The following is a 21247-nucleotide window of genomic DNA, read 5'->3' on the forward strand; positions in this document are numbered from 1 at the left end:
AATATGGTTTATACTTTAAGCTCGATCAATGGGGAATCGCCTATAAATTGACGTTGTATATTAGGTGGATAGGTATCGTCCGGTGCGTTATGAAAAGCTGCGTAACTCTTGCTTCCGCTCTTACGCCTTCCTACCGGGAACTTAGTCTCATCTGTATATATTTGCAACCCCGATCCCTCAAGAAGGCTATATGTGATAGATTCTTTGAGGGTTCCTGTCTCATTCAATATCGGATGCGGATAATCTCGTTTCCGGTTTCTCCAATATCTTCCTGTCCCGGGGATTTTTTTCAAGTCAAACGATTTTTTAAATTCCCTGACATAAGTTTCCCCTATCTCAATCTTTGTTTTGTAATAGTTGGCGGCGAACTTGCTGGGTGCTAACTTCCATTGATTTAACGTGTCTTGGAAGGTAATGTCGGCACTTTCACTCATACGATATTATATTTGGATTTAATATTGGATGATATGGTCTTCATAGGCTGTATAAACCTCTTGTCTACCGTAAAATAAGGATGGTCTTCACCAAATATGGGACCACCTTTCGCTAGGCTTCGCTTGAATATAGGATTTACGGCGTTACCTATCAAGGAATCGATATCCTGAATATCCATGTAATTAGGTCTAGTGAAGGACTCTACAAGGTAACACCTACATCGCCAATCAATAGGAGGGATCGACCATTCGGGAAAACAGGATTTCGGAAAACTCAACCCCTCCAGGGCACGATGGGAATCACGTACACGCTCATCCCCTTGTGTCATATACATTAAGGTTGTCTCCTCTGGCAGGTTCACCCACCACGCCGCTATGGATGAGGCATAGTCTATATCCCTGTTCTCCGTTGTAGCGTATATATTATTGTATAGGTGGAAAATCCTCTCAGGGTCATCATCGTCATTTTGTTCTTCCATGTCCATGTACATTTGTGTCTCCTCTGCGGTAGCGAAATCGACAAGATTGTCTAAAGCGGCAACAAGAGCCTTTCTTTTTTCGATCTCAAAAGGGGTCAAGTATGACTCATCATGATTCCTCACTATATCTAACGCCTCGTTAAGGTCTATGCCAAATCTCCTTACGCAATGCCCGAAAGCGAACATGACCCTAGCTTCAACGATCTCTTGAAATTCCTCAAGATCTATGGTTTGGTTATCGAATTTATCTAACAATTGTTCGAATAGAAATAATAAATACTCGTATTCCTTATCTGTCCTATCATCGACTTTAGTCTCATCAAATATCTCGTCTTCCATTCATGACCTCCCGTAAATAGTTCGCTACACTACCGCTACTTCTTCTCCTATAACGTCTTCTGGGCGTGGGGGCGACAATCCCCGTTGATCCACCTGAAACTACGTTATCCTTGCCGTCGACCTTACCATCATCATTTATATCATTCCATCCAGCGGGATTATTAAATTGTTTCTTTACAACAACACCAAATTCCTTGGCGATCTCTTCTGGCTCTATCTCATACTTATCCGAGAGAAAATCATAGAGATCTATCTTGCTATCAACGCTCATCTCCAACCCTCCGGAATATTTAAACTCCAACCCGTCATCTATATATCCCATAGCTACTAGTCGTGGGATAATCTCCTCGTTCATGGCGTTCTCGATATATTCCCGGTAAACCTTGATGCGATCTCGGAAAATATCTTGATGGGCTTTTGTTGACCCAACATAGGATTGTGTCGCCCCAGCCATAGACTCAGAACCTAGTATTAAATTTGAAACCTCGGCGTTGACCAGCTCGATAAGGCTCGTATAAATCTTCTCGCTATTGGACATGGTAAACGCTTTGACATCGATATCGTCTTCAATCCGGTTACGATGACACGATTGGTGGCGGCTGAGGCGATATCGTTGGCTAGCCTATTTCGATCTCCAAGATTCTCACTCTCTGATTTACCATGGATAATAGGTTGTCCATATGTATGGCTAAAATTTATATAGTTAGCCAACGTGAATTTCTTGGCGAGAATCAATGGGGTAGTGGCAGAGAACAAGCCTAGATCACCAGAGTTTATAAGGATATAATTCTTTTTATATTTAGGAGCCTCAAGATCCCAATTAGGAAGCCATATGCCTTGACGTTTCAATACGGTCTTTTGTTCAGGCAATACATTGCGGCGTTCGATGAGATTTACGTCATTCAATTTACCCGTAATAGGATCGGTTGTAGGGTTAATCTCAATCAGTGTATAACCGTACAATTTAGATTCGGCAATACCCTTGATGATCTTGATGAATTGACTCCCTTGTATTTTCTTCGTAGCTTCTACATCACGGACATATTGACCATTGGCGTTTTGCCTTGCCTGCATATACCTTTCCCCAATAATTTGGGATTCCAACGTCTCTAAAACACTCCTTATATGAGCGTCTTGTTGTACGCACGCCTCATACAAGTCGATCAACCTAGATCTGTCATCCAATATTACACCTTTAACAACTTGAGAACGAGTGGATTTATATCTGCAATTCCTTTCGATCATGGTAACGTTAATTTTGGAGGATTTCCGATTCCTCAGAAATTCTCTGATGCTCTTCTTCTATCCGCTCATCTACAACAAAAGGTAGAGGAACAGGAAGCCAAGATCGAAGAGGATAAGCCGAAGGTGGAATATTACTCTGGTATGGTAGAGAATCGAGATTACTTTACTACTACGACTATCGCTACGGAATTGAGAACGACATCTCAAGTATTGAATCAATTCTTATGTAAGAAGGGAGTATTGACAGGGAAATCCGGTAGCTGGAAAGTAACAGATGAGCATCAAACCTTATTGTCACCTTCTCCGTTCAAGTCAATTATTCGATGGAATCATGAGGGACGAACATTGATCCACCAGCTTTGGGAAGAAAGAGTAGAAGAATTAGTAGAAGCTTAATAATAACCACGTCCACCTTTCCTTTTCGGATTGGTGGACACTAAAAACTATCACAAAATGGAAAAATACGAATTAAAAGAAAACAACACTTATTATTACAAGCATCATTTATATGTCGTAATAAATATAGGAAGACAGAAAATGGAAAATGGAGCATGGGAAGATTGCGTTATCTATAAACGTGAGGATGCTCCTACAGATCCATTAGAGCAAAGGATGTTCGTAAGAGCGATAGATGATTTCTTGAAGAATTTTGAAACACTGGAATACATAAGGCCCTGTTTGTATAATGGCAGCCTCATAACGAACGGAATAACGATTAATGCAAAATGAAAATAGTAAAAATGCGTGTTGGTAAGGTACTTGATCTCACTACTAACGAATTATTATATAATGTAGAATTTAAATTTGAGAACCAGCACAGATTCATGGGGTATTCAATTGAAAATTGGAAGGATATATGGGACGCAAGATTAGCTATCCAGATGCACGATAGAGGAACGACCACATTTCATCCAGTGGGAACCGATAAGAATGGTAAAGTTTTTATGTCCAATAGTCAAAAATCACAAAAGTAATCATGAACAAACAAATTCAAAATGTAGTAACAGAAATGATTGATGGTATTAATTACCAACAAATGATAGGTGGAGAAATTTTTCTAAACTTGAAAGATGTAGCAATTGGGCTTGGTTTTGAAAGAGAGAGGGAACGGAATGGAAACATAACCAAAACAATTCGATGGGACAATATTAAGAAATATTTGTCGGAAATAGATGATAGATATTTGACCCAAGAAGTTGGGTTAGATTTATTTATCTTAGAATCAGATTTTTATGAATTAGCTATGGTGGCAAAATCAGAAACAGCAAAAGCGTTCAGAAAGAAGATTGCTAAGGAAATCCTTCCTGCTATCCGGAAACATGGAGCATATATTTCTGAAAACGCAACTCCGGAGCAATTGGATCATTTGATGGAAAATCAAATTGTGGAGTTTTATACTGGAGGAGGAGAAAGATCCGCTCAACGCATCCGCCAGCTGATCTTTGATAAGAAATTCGACAATTTGGATCTTATCAAATCTTTCAACTATATCTATGATAGATTGTCATCTAGTTATAGAGGAGCGTTTATCAAAAGTTTTAAATATGCTTTGGACGAGGCATACGATCGTGTTCTCACTGGAGATGATAAGAAGATGAAGAAGATCGCTATGGAAAACTTGCGAACCAAAGGAGAGCTTCTTTACCGGATTGAGAACCAACATCACCAGAGAGATAATAGATCTTATGGTCAAAAACTAAGACATGCAATTAAAAACAATCAATCAAAATGAACAATCAAAAAGGAAACGATAAAACAGTTTTAGTCAACATTTCTTTATTGATCGGGAATCTCATAGTTATCAATACGCAAAGTGATGATACCGCTGAGATTATTGAACACAAGATACGAATGGCTATAGAAAAAATAGCAAAGAGCATATCGTTTAAATAACCATATCTGGAAAATCTCTTATAGTGTTTAGGTAAACTTGACAGACTATCAGAAGATCATTAAAATCTAAAGTAGGGTTGTCACATACAGCTTTGTTGCATGCTTGTTGGAATTTAACCAACTGATCGCCACTTAGCCCATAGAGTTTACCTGAATCCTTGAAATAATCAAACAATTTGTTTTCCATGATACATTTTATATTATGAGTACAAAGATAATCAGATGAACAATATTGAACAACAAATCTACGATAAAATCGTAAGAGCAAATAAGGAGTACCGGCAAGGTACTCCTATCATGACAGACTTTGCTTATGACATATTGGTTGATGAGTTAAGATCCATCAATCCGGATCATGAGTGGTTTAAAAAGGTGGAACCGGGAATGGATATTGTGGATCGGAAAGTAAAACTGCCGTTCCCGATGAGATCGTTGGATAAAGTGAAGACTTTTGAGGAGCTATGTCTGTGGTTCGATAAAGTTGGTATAGGACCAAATGACGATGTGGTTATCACTCCAAAATATGATGGTATTAGCTTGTTATGCAATGAGAATGACTGGATGACATATTCCAGAGGTGGTAACGACAATGAAGGGATGGACTGTAAGCGACATATGGATCTAATGTCTTCTGTATGGCATCATGACAATGCTCCTGTTGAATATACCTTTGGCGAGGCTATTATCCCAAAATCAATATGGAAAGATAATTTCGAAGGTAAGATAAATCCATTGAACGGTCAACCATATAAATCTGCGAGGAACACCGTGGCTGGGTTATTTAGGCGAGACGATCCGCCTTCGGAATTACTTAAACACGTGTATTTTATGCGATACGGAGCCTTTGGAGAAGGGGTTGATAATTTTCTTATATAGATCTCCTTGACCACATGGAAGCATATTTTGTTTATGTGGCAAGAATACTTCATACATTTGCCAGCTTTTTGAACGCCTCATTCCTTAAAGAGTTATTTGATAGTTGGAGTCAAGATTTTGCTATTGATGGCCTTGTTATCTACGTGAACAATATGAGGCGTTGGAAAGAGATTGGCCGTCACCCATCAACAGGCAATCCTCAGTGGGCCGTAGCCTATAAACCTGAAGAGTTTACGGATGCTGAGATCACCACTGTTCAATCCGTCAATTGCAAGGTGTCTAAATCCGGATATCTAAAACCGACTGTGGCTGTTGACGCTGTAGAGCTAGAAGGGGCTACAATTAACAATCCTACCGGATATAACGCTAAGTTTTGTTTTGATAATGGTATTGGTACTGGCGCTGAGATAAAAATAATCCGTTCCGGGATGGTTATACCAAAAATCCAAGACGTAATTTATCCTGTATCCAATGATGTCGTGGAGGAAGCTTTCAAGCTCTGCCCTTCATGTGGGAAGGAAACAGTCTGGAATGACTCCTTGGTCGAGCGTATGTGCCCAGACCCGCTTTGTCCCGGTAGATTATTGGCTAAGTTGATTTACTTCTGCGAGAAGTTGGAGTATGATGAGATAGGAGAGGAAACCTTGAAGGCGATCTTTAACTCCGAGATCAAGTCCCCGGGAGATCTTCTTCATACGGATCTTTCAACGCTACAGAAGATAGATGGCATTGGTTACGATACCGCTAGCAAGATTATAGAGAAGAACCGAGGCATTTTTGATGATGGTGTTTCTCTCCCTAAGTTAATGGAAGCATCCGATTGTTTTGATGGAATAGGAGAGAAGAAGGCAACAATCTTATTGTCTAATGTAGATAATGTGACCTTGAGGTTATGGATCTCTGGAGAATTAACATTTGCTGGATACTTAGTGATGACAAAAATCATGTCTATGACAAAAGGGGTAGGTGATAAGATGATAGATGAGTTCTCGAACAAGTGTCAAGGTTTTGTTGAGTGGGTGAGGGGGAACGAGATTCCTATTGCTTGGGAGAAAGATGAGCCTTTGGGAACATCATTATCCGGGATGAAGATTTGCTTTACCGGTATTCGAGACAAACAACTAGAATCAAAAATTACGAAAGCCGGTGGAACCATGTCTGGGTCAGTTAGTAAAAATACCACTTATTTAGTAGCTGATGATATAAATTCCTGTTCAAGCAAGGCTGAGAAGGCTAGAGCATTATATTAAAATGTAATTGTAGCTTTGCCTAAGAATTAAAACAAAATTATTAAGAGTTATGGCAAAAAAAGGTGTATTAACAAAGTCTGATTATCTTCCATACGAAGAGTTTCTGTCAACATTAGAAAAATTGCGCGAGGATAGGCTTTATTGGGAGGAATTGTATTTTACTATTGCATTTGCTTCGGCTTTACGGGTGTCGGATATTCGTATGTTGAAATGGGAAAATGTGCTAAATAAAAATAGTATAATCTTGATAGAGAAAAAGACAAAGAAGAACCGGGAAGTGAGATTGAATGATGAGACTGTTAGTATCATAAAGGAATTATATACTTTAATGGGGAAGCCTTCGGTAAACTCTTATTTATTTGAAGGATATAAGAACAAGCCTATGGGGATTTGGCAGATCAATAAAAGATTGAAAGATGTCAAGGATAGATATAATCTTTCCATTGATCATTTTTCCACCCACAGCTTTCGTAAAACATTCGGCAGATATCTTTACGAGGCAAACGGGAGAAGCCAAGAATCCTTGATGATGCTCAAAGAGGTATTGAATCACTCAAATGTTGGTACAACATATACTTATATTGGGATAAGGACCGGATGAGATCAATAAATTTATTAACGGATTACAACTAAGAAGACATGCTTGATTTGAATACTTATAAAACACGGTTGTTATCTTATGATGAATATAGGTATGAAGATTCAGAAAGGTGGAGGTCGCTATATCAAGGATGAGGTAAGCTTCATTTTGTTCGATGTAAAGATTGATAAATGGTGGTTAAGGAGACCTGATATAGAGGAGATAGCTGGCGATCTGGCAATCAAGGTAGTTCCAGTGATTGGCTATATGACATTCGAGGAAGCGATTGAGTATGTTAGTAATGGCTACAAGTCATTGATCGCTGAAGATACTACATATGATGCTGAAGGGTTAGTCTTGAAAACTGATTTAGGATTGCTTGATAGGAGCGGTCAAAGGATTATTGCGAAAATTAAAGCTAGGGATTTTTGGTGGGTAAGAAATTGAAATATGATTGAGTGATCTATTCCTTTAAGGCAAGTGTTCTTAAATCCAGAAGGGAGAATCACAAAAAAAGAACTAATCGATTTCATATTAAAGGAAACCGAAGGATTCTCAGATGATGACTTGGTTAGCTCCATTCATATGAGATTCTTGATGATAGGAAAGGCTATCGTGCGTGAAATACCCTCCGAACAAGACCTTTAGGACATTGATATTGTGAAGTAAACTTATCTATGCGTGCTTCTACGAGATTGAAAATTTCATCATGCTCACAGCCATGATAAATATAATTTCGCCCTATGGTGAACTCGCATTTAGGTTTTCTACCGCATACTGGGCATGGAATATCAAACGCTAGCGCTACCCGTTCTCGTATATGTTTATGTCATCCATAATTGTATCTTGCTTGATTTGCGGTAACCAAGATACTAACAAATAAAATTAAAACAAAAGAAAATGAAAAGATTCAAAGAGATCAAAGATTTATTGGAAAACGTGTACTTTATAAATGAAGAAGCTCAATTAGTGGTAACTTTCTTGGAAAATATAGGTTTTAGCAAACCTGAGAAACTTGTTCATGACGAACTTGGAACGCTATGTGGAGATCGAGAGGTTATGCCAGCCGTTGACTTCTTCCAAGAGTGTACTGGACGTAAGATCGATGATCGCTACTCATTGAGTACCGTACTTGTCATGGCTATCGATGATTATGTTTCTCAACTCAAGGAATTGAAAGAAGAACAATATAGAAGTAATGAGCAAGCTCGAAAGGATCAAGACATAGTAAGAAGCCACGATAAACAATACAAGGAAATCTTGATGTGGTTTGTGTTTTTGGCTTTAACCTCAGAGGATTCACTTGGGGACGTATTCGAAGATCTCAAGAGAAAGGACGAGGAAGTGGCGTTGAATGTCTTGGAGGCTATGAACTGTATTGTTCGATAATTGTTTTATGGGAGGGTGCGAGTTACTGTATCCTCTTTTTTATTTGATTCATTATTGCCTAAAAAAGATTTTGTTTTGAAGAACTCTAATTCATATAAAAATGTATCTTTGTGAGGAAGCCATATGATGAAGGCGGAGAATTGAAATTTATATGGAGTGTTTGCCGAAAAATAACCGAAATAGAGATTTTAGAGTGTTTCGGCAAACAAATTAAAATATAAATCTTTGATTATTAGTTGAATATTAAATCGAAAGGCCATGGGAGCAAAGAAGAATTTTGTGTTGGACACGAATGTCATATTACATGACTATAAGTGCATCGAGAACTTTCAGGAAAATGATATCTATCTACCCATCGTGGTATTAGAAGAGTTGGACAAGTTCAAGAAGGGGAGTGAGCAGATCAATTATAATGCCCGTGAGTTTGTTCGGGAGCTAGACTTATTGACCAGTAATGACCTGTTCTTGAAAGGCGCCTCACTAGGACCGGGAAAAGGTACACTCTATATCGTGACCGGTGATAAGTACCAGGAGAAAATAGCGCATTCTTTTCCGGATAAAACTCCAGATCACCGTATCTTGTCTTGTGCGTTGACGATCGCCGAGAAGAATCCGAAGATCAAGACAACCTTGGTCAGCAAGGATGTGAACCTTCGTATGAAGGCTCGTTCTTTGGGTATTCCCGTTGAGGATTATATCACGGATAAGGTCGTGAATGTAGATATTTTCGAGCGTGCGCAAGAGACCTATGAGAATATAGACCCCGATTTGATCGACAAGATCTACAGCTCTCCGGAAGGCGTGGACGCAGATTCGTTGGATATCAAGTCTAAGCTCGACCCGAACGAATGCTTTATCTTGAAAAGCGTACGTAATAGTGTATTGGCTCGCTACAATCCGTTTACGGATAAGATCAAGAAGGTGGATAAAGGCACGAACTTTGGTATCCAGCCCCGTAATGCCGAGCAGAGTTTCGCTTTCGAGGTGTTGAACGATCCGAATATCAAGCTGGTGGGGTTGACCGGAAAGGCCGGTACCGGAAAGACGTTGTTGGCGTTGGCCTCTGCCTTGAAACAAGCCGGCACGTATAAACAGATACTTTTGGCCCGTCCGATCGTCGCTTTGGCGAATAAGGATCTCGGTTTCCTTCCGGGTGACGAGAAGCAAAAGGTCGCTCCTTATATGCAACCTCTATTCGATAACCTGAACGTGATCAAGACTCAGTTTGCCCCGGGTAATCCCGATGTCCGTAAGATCGACGATATGCAGAAGAACAACCAGTTGGTGATCGAGGCGTTGGCCTTTATCCGGGGGCGTAGCTTGTCCGAGACTTATTGTATCATCGATGAGGCCCAGAACCTCACGCCGCATGAGATCAAGACGATTATCACCCGTGCGGGAGAGGGAACGAAGATGGTCTTCACGGGAGATATCCAACAGATTGACTCCCCGTATCTAGACGCCCAAAGTAATGGCTTGGCCTATATGATCGACAAGATGAAAGGACAGGACTTGTTCGCCCATATCAACTTGATAAAAGGCGAGCGAAGCGAGTTATCTGAATTGGCGTCAGATCTTTTGTAATTAAATATAGGGAATTGAAGATTAAAAATCAAGCTTCACGAAGCGTTTATTTTCAATCTTCAATTCTTAACGATTAATCGTTTACACTCGGGCAGACATAAATCTTCCGGAAACTACCTTTATAGGAAGGATCTCCCATATCTTTGATCTCATTCAGATGTTGTTTAAGATGGGCGGTTTCGCCGTGCTTTTGTAATTCCCCGTCGTTTTTCCAAGTCTCGGCGATAAAGAATTCGGTGCTATCGGTGAGGGACTGGTACATGCCATAGTCGATACATCCCGGTTCTAGCAACGTGCTTTCCTTGCATTTCAAGAATGATTCCTTTAAGGCGGAGACACATTCGGGTTTTACTTTCCGTTTGATATTCAGTACGACTTCCATGGATTCTTTATTGCTTCCTCCATTCGTGCAACCGGATAGAGCGATTAATACGCAGGCCATTGAGATAAACACTTTCTTCATGATAGATTGTTTTTAAGTATTTGATACGACAAAAGTAATGAATTTTTGATCTAAACACAGGAATCGAACATCTGATATTAAATTATTGTTGTTAGTGGAAGTTGGAATGGATATATTTGTGATAATATTAATAGCTATTTATGTTAAATTTAAAACAAGAGTCATGAGAAAGAGTTTGTTGTATGTATTTGCCGTGATTTGCACGATGGGTTTTTTTACGGCATGTGGTGATGATGACGATTCAAGTTCTTCCGGTAACTGGCAAGATCTGTCGAAAACGTACGAGGGTAAGAGCGTTAATCTGGTAATGGGTGAAGTGACAGTCCCTGTTGACGGTAAATCGGTCGTGATTGCCGCTTCCTCTGCGGAGAAGGCATCCGTAACCTTGAACAATATCATCCCCGAAAATAAGTCGGTCGCTATCGATGCCGCGTTGAAGGAAGCGGATGGCACTTATACGTTTACCGGCGAGAGTACGGTTGGCGATTGCGTGGTATCAGTAAATGGTACGGTGAAAGGGGGCGTAGCTTCTGTTGTTTATACTCGTAAATTAACTTCTTCTATCGTAGGTAATTGGAGTTTGAAAGTGGGCGTGGAAGCTATCTATGCGAATATCGTTACCGGAAATTCTACGATCGATGATCTCGTGCGTATGATAAAGCCTGCTATCAGTAACTTGATTTGGGGCAAAGTAAGCGCTGTAAATGTTAACTTACCGGAAGATGGAATCTTCGATGTTTCTTGGAGACCTATAGGGGCTTCTGAGGATAAAGGAATCGGTGAGATCACAAAAATGGCAAGTATCCAATATTGTGTGGTAGACGGGAAATTTATGGTGGCTGTGGATAAAAATTATGTGACAGTCTTGACTACTTTATTACAACAGGCTGCTGGTGACAAATTGGAGGCCGCTGGTATCTCTATTGACGAGATCATGAAGCTTTTGGTTGATTTAGGAGGTTATTATGGTCTACCTCTTAACATGAAGGTGGATGGAAGTGAGGCTACTTTTTATGCGGATAAGGATTTAATCGTACCGGTTTTGACCATGATAGCTCCTATCTTGAAACCGATGGTTCCGGAGAATTATCAGCAAATGGTAGATATGGTATTGCAACTACTTCCGAACGCAAAAACGTTAGAGTTTGGACTTAATTTCACGAAATAATTGAAAATCCTAGGTTGTAGAGACGGAGTACACACCGTCTCTACAACTGGATGAAATTTGGCAGGGTTATACCAATATAGGAGTTAATCAATTACCTTGGTGCTTTCTGATATAAGAATATCGCTATAAATGTATAAACTATATTCGGTATCCAAGCTGCTACGGCAGGACTCACATAACCATTAATAGCGAAGGTGGAAGTAACCGTCATAAACAGGATGTAAGAAAAACTCAACGCCAATCCGATACCAATATTCATACCCATACCTCCCTTTATTTTCCGGGAAGACAACGACGCTCCGATAGAAGTCAAGATAAACGCCGCCATGATCGTGGCGAAGCGCTTATGATACTCGATCTGGAAGGTCTGTATATTCCCGATACCTCTTTTTTTCTGCCGGTTGATATACGTATTTAGCTCGGGCGTTGTCATCGTCTCGCAATCATTCACGGAAATCAGGAAGTCCGAGGGCACGATGGTCAAGGTCGTATCCTTACGGGAGCCTTGGGAAATATGTTCCCGCATGCCATCGAAATCACGGATCATATAATCGATAACGGTCCATTGATAAAGCGAGTCGTATTTGATCGACTTGGCGGTCAGACGGGAGATCAATTTTTTATCCTCGAAATGCTCCAGAGAGAAACGGTATCCCATGTTCGAGCGAGCGTCATAGCTATCGAAATAAGCGATAACACCCGGCTCGATCTCCAATTGGGCGTTCTTCACGTAATCCACCTTCTTGTTACGGATATATTTGTTCTGGAAATCGATACGAGTCTCATTCGCCGGGGGAATGATGTAAGCGTTCAGGATAAACGTCACGATAGCGATAATCGTAGCCGAGACCGCATAAGGAAGCATTAACCTACGGAAACTCATACCGCTGGCAAGCATCGCTATGATCTCCGAACGATCCGCTAGCTTCGACGTGAAAAAGATCACGGCGATAAATGTGAACAACGGACTGAACAAATTGGCGAAATAGGGGATAAAGTTCAAGTAATAATCCACGATGATCGCTTTTAAGGGGACATCCGGATTCAAGAACTTATCGATCTTCTCGTTTATATCGAAAACGACGGAGATAGAGATAATCAAGGCGATAGCGAACACGTACGTGCCCAGAAACTGCTTGATGATATACCAATCGATCCGTTTTAGTTTAAATTTCATCTGTCTCGTTTTTTATAACCGGTTCGCTAATTGACGGACCATACCACTTTTCCATGTAGTAAAATCGCCAGCGATGATATGTGCCCTCGCTTCTTTCACCAACCATAGGTAGAAGGCGAGGTTATGGATAGAAGCGATCTGTAAGCCAAGCATTTCTTTCGCCTTGATCAAGTGGTGCAGATAAGCCTTGCTATATAAGGTATCCACGTAGGAATGTCCGTCCGGATCGACCGGCGAGAAATCGTTCTCCCATTTCTTGTTACGCATATTGATAGTACCGAAACGCGTGAAAAGTTGGCCGTTGCGCCCGTTGCGGGTTGGCATGATACAGTCGAACATATCGATGCCTCGTTCGATCCCTTCCAGTAAATTGATCGGGGTACCTACGCCCATCAAGTAACGAGGTTTATCTTTCGGTAAGATATCGTTTACGACCTCGATCATCTCATACATCTTATCGGTAGGCTCGCCAACGGCCAGTCCCCCGATAGCGTTTCCATCGGCGCCTTTTCGGGCCACGTTCTCCGCCGCCCTCTGCCGCAAGTCCGTATAGACGCATCCCTGTACGATCGGGAAGAGACTTTGCCGGTAGCCGTATTTCGGCTCCGTGCTGTTGAAGCGGGCGAAACAACGATCCAGCCAACGCTCGGTCAGGCCCAGTGATTGCTTGGCGTAATTGTAGTCGGCATCTCCCGGGCAACACTCATCGAAGGCCATGATGATATCCGCACCGATAGAGCGTTCGATATCCATCACCTTCTCCGGCGTGAACATATGCTTGGAGCCGTCGAGATGCGAGCGGAACTCGGCTCCCTCTTCATGCAGCTTACGATTGTCGGAAAGAGAGAATACCTGAAACCCCCCGCTATCGGTCAATATCGGGCGATCCCATGTATTAAACTTATGCAAGCCTCCGGCCTGCTCCAAGATCTGGATACCGGGACGAAGATACAGATGGTACGTATTCCCCAAAATGATTTGTGCCTTGGTATCTTCCTTTAGCTCGGTCATATGTACACCCTTTACCGTACCTTGCGTACCCACGGGCATAAAAATAGGCGTCTCGATTACCCCGTGATCGGTGGTAATCAAGCCCGCCCTAGCGTTCGATTTCGTATCGTTATACTGTAATTCAAATGTCATGTATCAAAAATTTGTGACAAAGGTAGCATTTTTCTCTTAGAATCCGAAGTCATCTATTTCTACCTTTTTCACCTCTTCCTCTTTAGGCTTCTCCACGAACTTGTGTACTTCGTTCGCCTTGATGATGATCGCTCTCATCGGGCGTACGGGACAGATCGATTCGCAGCCGCCACAACCGATGCAAAGATCGGGGTTTACTTGCGGGATGGTCAGCGTGCCCTCGTAAGGAACCATATGCACGGCTTGGGTAGGGCAGTGCTCCGAACAAGCCCCGCAATCCGTCCCCTCCGTCTTTACGATACAACGGTTGATGAAGAAGGTGGCGATGCCCACTTGTGTAGTCGCTTTCTCTTCCTTGGTAAGCGGCTTTATAGCGTGCGTGGGGCAAACCTCCGAGCAGACCGTGCATTCGTAATTGCAATAACTGTCGATGTAAGCGATACGGGGTTTCAACATATAATCAAAGCCATACTCCAATCCCGTGGGACGTAGTACATGACTCGGGCATTGAGTCACGCAAATCTGGCATCCGGTACATACATCCTTGAAACGTTCTAAGCTGATCGCTCCCGGCGGTACGATAGGGGGCCATTTATTGCCGTGCTTACCTTGCCCGTGCTGCCCTTTGCCATGCCCTTTTTCCATTCCTTGGGCAATGGTGGATACGATCGGGAGGGAGACCGCGACGGTAGCCCCTGCCGAGAGAAATGTACGGCGGCTGTTCGGAGCGGTAGCCTGTTGGATCACGTCCGTTTGTGCGCGAGCTGTTTCGGCTTCTTTCTTGAAGGAAGGCTTGAAACGGTATTGCAATCCTCCTTTAGCGCACGAGGACACGCAGTTGAAGCAATCTACGCAACGGGAGGTATCTACGGTGAGGTTCTTGCTGTCGATCGCCTCCGCCTTACAAGTATGCTCGCAATTACCACAATGCGTACAAGCTTCTTTGTCAAAGGAGATCCGGAAAAACGAATACCGGGAGATCAGGCTCAACAGCGTTCCTACCGGGCAAAGCGTATTGCAGAACAACCTTCCCCGGAATACGACCATGAGGATGAATACGAGCAACGCGACCAAAGCGGATATCACGCCGAATACCGTCACGTTGCTAATCGTGACGTGATAAAGCGTATAGTTATCCATCCGTGCCAATCCGTCGGCCAGCAGGTTATTGACCCACATGACGACCGGACGGAACAGGTTGTTCGCTATACGGCCGAAGTTACTGTACGGATCTAGCAACGTACATAATTCGATCATCCCGAAAACAGCCAATACGAATGTAAGCCCGAGAATTGAGTACCGTAAGATATTCATGGGCTTATGATAGCTGAACCTGCGTACTCCTTTCTTTTTCTTCTTCCCGATACAGAAAACCCGGTTGATAATATCTTGCAATACGCCCGCCGGGCAAATAACCGAGCAATAGATCCGGCCGAACAATAAAGCCAATACGAATTGGAAGACTACCAACCCCGCCATCCCCCCTAAAATAGCGGGCATGATCTGGAGATGCAACAACGTGTGCAGGTTGTCCGGCAATACATCGGCGAAATCAACGAAGAATAAAAGTATGGGTACGAAAATGAGGATCGCGAGTACGACCCGCAATCCTTTTAAGTAATTAGGCTTCTTCATCCTCGATTATATCTTAATACGTTTGATCGTGACATTATCCAGATTCGTCGTACCTAGCTTTAAAGCCTCGCCTTTACCGATATGACCTACGGCGGCCATATCCAGCTTCTTCACTTGGTTGAACAGGCGAAGGGCAGCGGTGTCGATAGCGACGATATTCGGGGAAGCGATCAAGGATTTCAAGGTAGCCACATCGGCAGCGCTCTTTCCTTGTGGGCCGTTTTGGTGCATGATACGATAAGCGTCCACGATGTTCAATACCGGTTTCTTTTGCCAAGTGCAAATATCGGCGATGCATTGTTGCAAATCATTTTGATGGAAGAAACGGCGATCCCATACGATTCCCATATAGTTCTTCATGGCGCAAGTCATCTTCGCCCCACCATGGTTCTTCAATACGGGGACGTTGATCCATGCGTCCGCCTCGATCAGGGCCTCATGGATCTTGGCGCTTTTCAGGTTCACGCCACCCGGAATGGATACTTCCTTAAAATATTTCTCATCGTTGGCAGGCATGATGATACCTCCGGCCTCTTTTACGGCCTCGGCGATCCCGCTTGTCTCGTAGCATTTCTGCCAGTTATCGCAGGTGTGGTCGAATACGGTCACTTTAGAGGCGCCGGCCTCCAAGCATTTTTTGACCAAGGCTTTCACTAATTTGGGGTTCGTATTACCTGCCAATTCAGGAGAGCGGTCCCAGCCGATATTCGGCTTGATCACGATCTTTTGTCCTTTCTTCACGAAGTTTCCGATACCGCCAAGGGCTTCCAAGGCTTTATCTAGCATCACCTCCGGCTCTCCACCCATAACTGCTACCATATCGGGAGCCTTCTCTACGGCTACGGTGTTCGTGGAAAGGGCCGCTTGCAGACCTTCAAAATTTAAGGATAGAGCCGCACTAGCGATGACACTGGTCTTTAAAAAATCACGACGTTTCATAATTGTATACTATATTGGTTTATATTTGATTTACGGTACGGTCTTTTTTATTCGCTTGTTATTCCGAACAAAGATAATGATTATTTTGATATGCGAGTCAACTCCTTTTACAAAGTAGAACTGCTTTTTACTGCAACCCGGGTTGCAGTGATCTTGCGTAATAAGATAATTTCTTGTCGGAAGGCATATCGGTTCTGATAATATTTTTCTACCTTGCGAGGCAAAAAACAGATTGTATGGTTTTATATTGTAGAGTATCATTGAACGCTTTTGTCGAAAGCTTTCGGAATACCTCGGGGCCTGATTCCTTTTTCACGCTTCCGGCGAAGGGGTTGATGCATATCGTGCCGCAGGAGGAGATCGAGTATGGGCTTTCCTTGCTTAGGGAGTCTATCGGCTTGTATGAGGAACGCAAAGGGATACCTGTGGAAAAGAGCAAGAAGGCGATGCCCTTTTTCAGACAGGACAGCCGGATGCTGGTGGGGCCGGAGATAGGCATGTACGTGATCCCTTTGTATGAGAAACCCGGTGAGCCGGCCCGGTCTGCCGAGCCTTCTCTGGTCCTTGAGCTGGACTATCAGTCGTTGGGCGAGCTTTGCCTGTTCGAGAATTATTCCCTGTTGTCCTGCAAGTATGAGAAGGAGCCTATCTTGAACCATTTTACGGCACAATTGGAAAAGGAATACGATACCTTCTTTTTTGATGAGGAGCACACGGGCTTTACGCCTGATTCCCGCTTTTTCTCGATGCTGTGTAACGCCTGTCTGGAGGTGAAGCAGCCTTCCTCGGTGGGGGATAAGGAATGGCGGTTGGCCTCGCTGCAAGCTACGGATGAGGTGCTCTATCGTTATGAGCATGGAAACTTGATCCCATACGTTCCGATATCGATGCCGGTAGACTGCCTGAAACGGGTTTATCTGGAAGATTTCCGGCGACAGCCCTTATTATTCGGGACTTTGAACGGTTTCTTGAAAAGCAAGGGACTTCCCGCCGAACAATTACTAAACTTATCATAAGGAATGAAGACAGTATCAAATCAAGAACTAACGATCCGTGTCTCCGAACATGGAGCGGAGTTGAGTAGTATCGTAGCGAACGCTACGGGAAAGGAGTATCTCTGGCAAGCGGACCCCGCTTTCTGGAAACGTCATTCCCCGGTATTGTTCCCGATCGTCGGGAGCGTATGGAAGGCCGAGTATCGGAACGAGGGAACCGTGTATCCGCTGTCGCAGCACGGCTTTGCGCGGGATATGGATTTTACGTTGATCGATGAGGCGGAGAACGAGTTGCGTTTCGCGCTGGAAAGTACCCCGGACACGCTGAGAGCCTATCCGTTCCCTTTCCTTCTGGAGATCGGGTATCGTTTGGAGGGCAATAAGGTGGAGGTGCTTTGGCGTGTGAAGAATACGGGAGATAAGACGATGCATTTCCAGATCGGCGCTCATCCGGCTTTCCTGTACCCGAATTATGAGGTGGATCAACCGGATCGAGGGTATTTCGCTTTCGATGTGAAAAAAGATCTCGTATACCGTGCGCTGGTGGAGAAAGGGTGCGTAGGGGATGTGGTTCGTCCGGTACCTTTGGATGCGGACGGCTTGCTGCCGTTGAATATCCATACGTTCGATATCGATACGTTTATCTTGGAGGACAGCCAGATTAAGCGGGTGGACTTATTGGATGTGGAGAAACGCCCGTACCTTTCGCTCACCTTTACGGCTCCGGTGGTCGGTTTATGGTCTCCGCCTACGAGAAACGCTCCGTTTGTCTGTATCGAACCTTGGTATGGACGTTGCGACCGGGTGGATTATACGGGTGAGTATAAAGACCGGGATTGGGTATGGCATTTGGAACCGGGAGAGCTCTTCGATGCCTCCTATACGATAGAGATAGCGGGGGCTTGATCGCTTCGTTGATATTTGCCGTAGGCAGACGACGCTGATTATATCGTGATCGTCTGCCTATGTTTTGTTTTAGATGTTGGCTATTTTATTCAATAGCTCCATCTTCCCGAATAAGATCAGCAGATCATCCGCCTCGATCATCAATTCCTCGGTGATACGGCTGATAACCTTGTATTCTGTCTGTGTGAGCCCGATCAGGTTCTTTTTCTCGTAAGGACGTTCGATCGCTACCAGATGGATGCCGAAATTCTCCTCGAAATCGATGTTCTTGATGGTTTGCCCGACAAGAGTGGCCGGTGTCTTGATCTTATAGAGATGTTCAGTGTCGGTTACTTTATACCAATGCCGGAACAGGCCGCCTAAAGACGCTTGGGAGGTGTACATCGTAGAGAAATCCTTTTCCGGGGTAATAATCTCGCTTACCCCGATCGCACGGATCACCGTCTCATGGATCGAGGAGATCGCCCGCACGATCAGTTTGCCCGCATCCTGACTTTTCAATAAAGCGACGGTCTGAACGGAAGTCCCGAAATCCTTACCGAATGTTACGATAATGGCATCCATTTCACTCAATGGCAGGGTGCTCAATGCCTCTTTGTCCGTAGAGTCCAAGGCGACCGCCCCCGCTATGTCGTTCTTCAGCATATCGACACGATGCAGATCCATGTCTACGCCGATCACCTCATTGCCGACACGTGTCAAGTCTTTCGCTATCGCACGTCCTAAATTCCCTAATCCGATTACTAAATATTTCATGCTATCTTATTTTTACATTAATATATTTTCTTGTGGATATGTATAGTCCTTTTTCGTGTATTCCTTGCAGAAACTTACGAGGAAGGCCAATACCCCGATACGCCCGACCAGCATCGTGCTGATAATGATGATTTTCCCGATAGGGGTGAGGTGAGGGGTATAATCGATGCTCAAGCCTACGGTACTCAAGGCGGAAACAACCTCGAACAATAGGGAGAACAGCGGCGCCCCTTTTTCCGTATAGGATAATACCCACGTAGCGATCGCCACCCACATGAAATACATCATGATGATAGCGAATGCCCGGCGGATGGCGAATGGGGCGATCTCCCGTTTTCTCACTTCCACTTTATCTTTCTCGCGTGCGGCGTTCAGGGTCGTAACCAAAGCTACGAAAACGGTGGTCACTTTCAATCCGCCGCCGGTGGACATAGGGGCGGCTCCGATTACCATAAGAATCAACGTCAGCATTAAGGTCGGAGGGGCCAATGTAGCCATATCCGCTACGTTGAATCCTGCCGTTCTAGGCGTGACGGCGCCTAGGAACGCATTTGCCAGTTTCCCCCGCAGGGGAAGGTCGCCCAAGGTATTGTCATACTCGAAAAAGAGGTAGAAAGCCGTTCCGGTAATTAACAGGATCAAGGTAGATATAACAACAATGTACGTATGTACATTAATAATACGGGGCGTATGGATATAATGCTTTTGCTTACCGATCAATATCTTGATACCATTCATCAGCAAGTGATGCAAGAGTTTCAGGTAATTGAAGACGATCGGGAAGCCCAAGCCTCCGAATATAATCAGCATGGCTATCCAGAAATGGAGGTTGTACTTATCCGCCACTAACGGATCGTACATATTGCCGCTCAAGGTAGAGATCCCTGCGTTACAAAAAGCGGACACGGCATGAAACATTGCGTAGAATAATTCCTGCTGCGTACCTCCCGGCAGGCTTCCCCGTACGTCCATATAAATAAAATAGGCGCCGATCCCCTCGATAAACAAGGTCACGAAAAGAATGTTTAAGATGACCCGGAACAACCCTCCCGTCCGATCTTCGTTCAACATATCTTTCAGCATCATCTTGCTCGTAAAAGAGGATTTCCCCATGAAGGAGAGGGCGAAGAAAGAGGTAAATGTCATGACCCCGATACCGCCGATCTGTATTAAAATCATGATGATAATATGCCCGATATGCGTGAAACTAGTGGCTACGTCGACGGTGGTTAGTCCGGTTACGCATACCGAGGTCGTGGAGATAAACAAAGCGTCGATAAACGGGATCCGGTGCGTAGTGGCGTTCGGCAACGATAGCAACCCGGCCCCGACCAATATCACGAACACGAAACTGAGCAAGAAAAGCAACGAGGGCTTGATCCGTGTCTGCATCAGCGTGAACGTCTGCCGGGATAAGTGAATCGTGCTAAGCAGCAATAATAAGACATATACGAAGAGAGGTTTCGTAAGGAAAGACAAATAAGGCAAAGAGTGCGCTATGGCATCCTTGAAAAATATCTTGCTGGATAATACGGCGAATAAAAGGAAATAGATGCTGATATCGAGATACAACATTTTCTCCTGTATGATTTCTTGGAACCTCACCACGTACCGGAGTGTTATGCCCGTGAAAAAAGCTAGCAGGATGAATGGGCGGGAGCGCTCTAGGATATGGACGGAATCGGGTGTCTGTACAAAGCCGAATTGGTAGATCAATACGAAGAAAGAGGCTAAGGAGGCGAGTAGGATGATCGCTTCCGCTATCCCGTTCAGCAATCCCTTCATTTTACCCCAATAAATCAGCCAAGAGAAGTATATGTTTTTTAGATTCATGTCCGATGTTTTATAAATATAACAAATGTAGGAAATAAAAGTTAGAGGTACGTGAAAGCGCCTTCATTATTTGTTCTCGTACTAATTGTTTTACTTACATTATGTGTTGTATAGCATATTGTATGATGTACGATACTGAAATATCAGAAAAATAATCAATTAG

At 43.6% G+C, this 21247-nt stretch carries 25 protein-coding genes; 13 read left to right on the plus strand and 12 right to left on the minus strand.

The window, feature by feature from the left end; translation table 11 throughout:
• Nucleotides 1–8: 8 nt before the first annotated feature.
• The 4 genes from CI960_RS07710 to CI960_RS23605 are packed head-to-tail and all read right to left on the minus strand — an operon-like array spanning nt 9 to nt 2326.
• Complete coding sequence (locus CI960_RS07710) at nt 9–434, minus strand: hypothetical protein (protein WP_005857507.1); 426 nt, start codon at nt 432–434, stop codon at nt 9–11.
• Complete coding sequence (locus CI960_RS07715) at nt 431–1252, minus strand: phage minor head protein (RefSeq protein ID WP_005857504.1); 822 nt, start codon at nt 1250–1252, stop codon at nt 431–433. Before CI960_RS07715 ends, CI960_RS07710 begins: the two co-directional genes overlap by 4 nt.
• Entirely contained in the window at nt 1233–1790 is a 558-nt protein-coding gene (locus tag CI960_RS07720; protein WP_005857503.1) for a hypothetical protein, read from the minus strand. Before CI960_RS07720 ends, CI960_RS07715 begins: the two co-directional genes overlap by 20 nt.
• A complete protein-coding gene (locus tag CI960_RS23605; protein ID WP_226766721.1) occupies nt 1724–2326 on the minus strand; it encodes a hypothetical protein in 603 nt (200 codons plus the stop codon). The genes CI960_RS07720 and CI960_RS23605 overlap by 67 nt, the downstream gene beginning before the upstream one ends.
• A 51-nt stretch (nt 2327–2377) precedes the next feature.
• Between CI960_RS23605 and CI960_RS07725 the strand changes: the two genes are divergently transcribed.
• The 4 genes from CI960_RS07725 to CI960_RS07740 are packed head-to-tail and all read left to right on the plus strand — an operon-like array spanning nt 2378 to nt 4229.
• Nucleotides 2378–2893, plus strand: coding sequence for a phage antirepressor KilAC domain-containing protein (locus CI960_RS07725; protein ID WP_005857500.1), 516 nt, complete (start codon nt 2378–2380; stop codon nt 2891–2893).
• Nucleotides 2894–2950: 57 nt separating this feature from the next.
• Entirely contained in the window at nt 2951–3226 is a 276-nt protein-coding gene (locus CI960_RS07730) for a hypothetical protein (protein WP_005857498.1), read from the plus strand.
• On the plus strand, nt 3223–3471 hold the full coding sequence (locus tag CI960_RS07735; protein ID WP_005857496.1) for a hypothetical protein: 249 nt from the start codon (nt 3223–3225) through the stop codon (nt 3469–3471). Before CI960_RS07730 ends, CI960_RS07735 begins: the two co-directional genes overlap by 4 nt.
• A gap of 2 nt (nt 3472–3473) precedes the next feature.
• Nucleotides 3474–4229 (plus strand): BRO family protein, encoded by a 756-nt coding sequence (locus CI960_RS07740; protein WP_005857494.1) that lies wholly within the window; start codon nt 3474–3476, stop codon nt 4227–4229.
• Nucleotides 4230–4382: 153 nt separating this feature from the next.
• Here the strand turns inward: CI960_RS07740 and CI960_RS07745 are convergent, their stop codons facing one another.
• Nucleotides 4383–4577 (minus strand): hypothetical protein, encoded by a 195-nt coding sequence (locus CI960_RS07745; RefSeq protein WP_005857491.1) that lies wholly within the window; start codon nt 4575–4577, stop codon nt 4383–4385.
• 35 nt (nt 4578–4612) lie between these two features.
• Between CI960_RS07745 and CI960_RS07750 the strand changes: the two genes are divergently transcribed.
• The 6 genes from CI960_RS07750 (at nt 4613) to CI960_RS07775 (ending at nt 10069) form a co-directional block, all read left to right on the plus strand.
• Nucleotides 4613–5266, plus strand: a complete 654-nt coding sequence (locus tag CI960_RS07750; protein ID WP_005857489.1) for a hypothetical protein — start codon at nt 4613–4615, stop codon at nt 5264–5266.
• A 14-nt stretch (nt 5267–5280) separates the two neighbouring features.
• Nucleotides 5281–6516, plus strand: coding sequence for a helix-hairpin-helix domain-containing protein (locus CI960_RS07755; RefSeq protein ID WP_005857488.1), 1236 nt, complete (start codon nt 5281–5283; stop codon nt 6514–6516).
• A gap of 49 nt (nt 6517–6565) precedes the next feature.
• Nucleotides 6566–7117 carry a tyrosine-type recombinase/integrase gene (locus tag CI960_RS07760; RefSeq protein ID WP_005857485.1) on the plus strand — a complete coding sequence of 184 codons (552 nt, stop codon included), beginning with the start codon at nt 6566–6568 and terminating at the stop codon, nt 7115–7117.
• 78 nt (nt 7118–7195) lie between these two features.
• Complete coding sequence (locus tag CI960_RS07765) at nt 7196–7543, plus strand: RNA ligase family protein (RefSeq protein WP_005857484.1); 348 nt, start codon at nt 7196–7198, stop codon at nt 7541–7543.
• Nucleotides 7544–7996: 453 nt separating this feature from the next.
• Nucleotides 7997–8485: a hypothetical protein gene (locus tag CI960_RS07770; RefSeq protein WP_005857482.1), complete on the plus strand. Its 489-nt coding sequence runs from the start codon at nt 7997–7999 to the stop codon at nt 8483–8485.
• A 258-nt stretch (nt 8486–8743) separates the two neighbouring features.
• Complete coding sequence (locus CI960_RS07775; protein ID WP_005857480.1) at nt 8744–10069, plus strand: PhoH family protein; 1326 nt, start codon at nt 8744–8746, stop codon at nt 10067–10069.
• Nucleotides 10070–10142: 73 nt separating this feature from the next.
• Here the strand turns inward: CI960_RS07775 and CI960_RS07780 are convergent, their stop codons facing one another.
• On the minus strand, nt 10143–10532 hold the full coding sequence (locus tag CI960_RS07780; protein ID WP_005857478.1) for a putative quinol monooxygenase: 390 nt from the start codon (nt 10530–10532) through the stop codon (nt 10143–10145).
• A 163-nt stretch (nt 10533–10695) separates the two neighbouring features.
• Here CI960_RS07780 and CI960_RS07785 point away from each other — a divergent pair, with 163 nt between their 5' ends.
• Nucleotides 10696–11700, plus strand: a complete 1005-nt coding sequence (locus CI960_RS07785) for a DUF4925 domain-containing protein (protein ID WP_005857477.1) — start codon at nt 10696–10698, stop codon at nt 11698–11700.
• 91 nt (nt 11701–11791) lie between these two features.
• On the opposite strand, the gene CI960_RS07790 is transcribed toward CI960_RS07785, so the two are convergent.
• Genes CI960_RS07790 through CI960_RS07805 form a run of 4 tightly spaced genes read right to left on the minus strand, consistent with a single transcriptional unit; the run spans nt 11792 to nt 16594 of the window.
• Entirely contained in the window at nt 11792–12877 is a 1086-nt protein-coding gene (locus CI960_RS07790) for an LptF/LptG family permease (RefSeq protein ID WP_005857475.1), read from the minus strand.
• Between the two features lie 12 nt (nt 12878–12889).
• On the minus strand, nt 12890–14020 hold the full coding sequence (tgt, locus tag CI960_RS07795; protein ID WP_005857473.1) for a tRNA guanosine(34) transglycosylase Tgt: 1131 nt from the start codon (nt 14018–14020) through the stop codon (nt 12890–12892).
• Between the two features lie 36 nt (nt 14021–14056).
• Nucleotides 14057–15655 (minus strand): 4Fe-4S dicluster domain-containing protein, encoded by a 1599-nt coding sequence (locus CI960_RS07800; protein WP_005857471.1) that lies wholly within the window; start codon nt 15653–15655, stop codon nt 14057–14059.
• Nucleotides 15656–15661: 6 nt separating this feature from the next.
• Nucleotides 15662–16594: a DUF362 domain-containing protein gene (locus CI960_RS07805; protein ID WP_005857469.1), complete on the minus strand. Its 933-nt coding sequence runs from the start codon at nt 16592–16594 to the stop codon at nt 15662–15664.
• Nucleotides 16595–16830: 236 nt separating this feature from the next.
• On the opposite strand from CI960_RS07805, the gene CI960_RS07810 reads away from it, so the two are divergent.
• Both CI960_RS07810 and CI960_RS07815 read left to right on the plus strand, forming a co-directional pair.
• Nucleotides 16831–17610 carry a hypothetical protein gene (locus tag CI960_RS07810; protein WP_005857467.1) on the plus strand — a complete coding sequence of 260 codons (780 nt, stop codon included), beginning with the start codon at nt 16831–16833 and terminating at the stop codon, nt 17608–17610.
• 3 nt (nt 17611–17613) lie between these two features.
• Nucleotides 17614–18495, plus strand: coding sequence for an aldose 1-epimerase family protein (locus CI960_RS07815; RefSeq protein WP_005857465.1), 882 nt, complete (start codon nt 17614–17616; stop codon nt 18493–18495).
• 69 nt (nt 18496–18564) lie between these two features.
• On the opposite strand, the gene CI960_RS07820 is transcribed toward CI960_RS07815, so the two are convergent.
• Nucleotides 18565–19251: a TrkA family potassium uptake protein gene (locus CI960_RS07820; protein ID WP_005857463.1), complete on the minus strand. Its 687-nt coding sequence runs from the start codon at nt 19249–19251 to the stop codon at nt 18565–18567.
• A gap of 12 nt (nt 19252–19263) precedes the next feature.
• Nucleotides 19264–21084 (minus strand): TrkH family potassium uptake protein, encoded by a 1821-nt coding sequence (locus CI960_RS07825; RefSeq protein ID WP_005857461.1) that lies wholly within the window; start codon nt 21082–21084, stop codon nt 19264–19266.
• Nucleotides 21085–21247: the final 163 nt, after the last annotated feature.

Origin of the sequence: Parabacteroides sp. CT06, from assembly GCF_002257605.1 — a bacterium.
Lineage (GTDB): Bacteria > Bacteroidota > Bacteroidia > Bacteroidales > Tannerellaceae > Parabacteroides > Parabacteroides distasonis.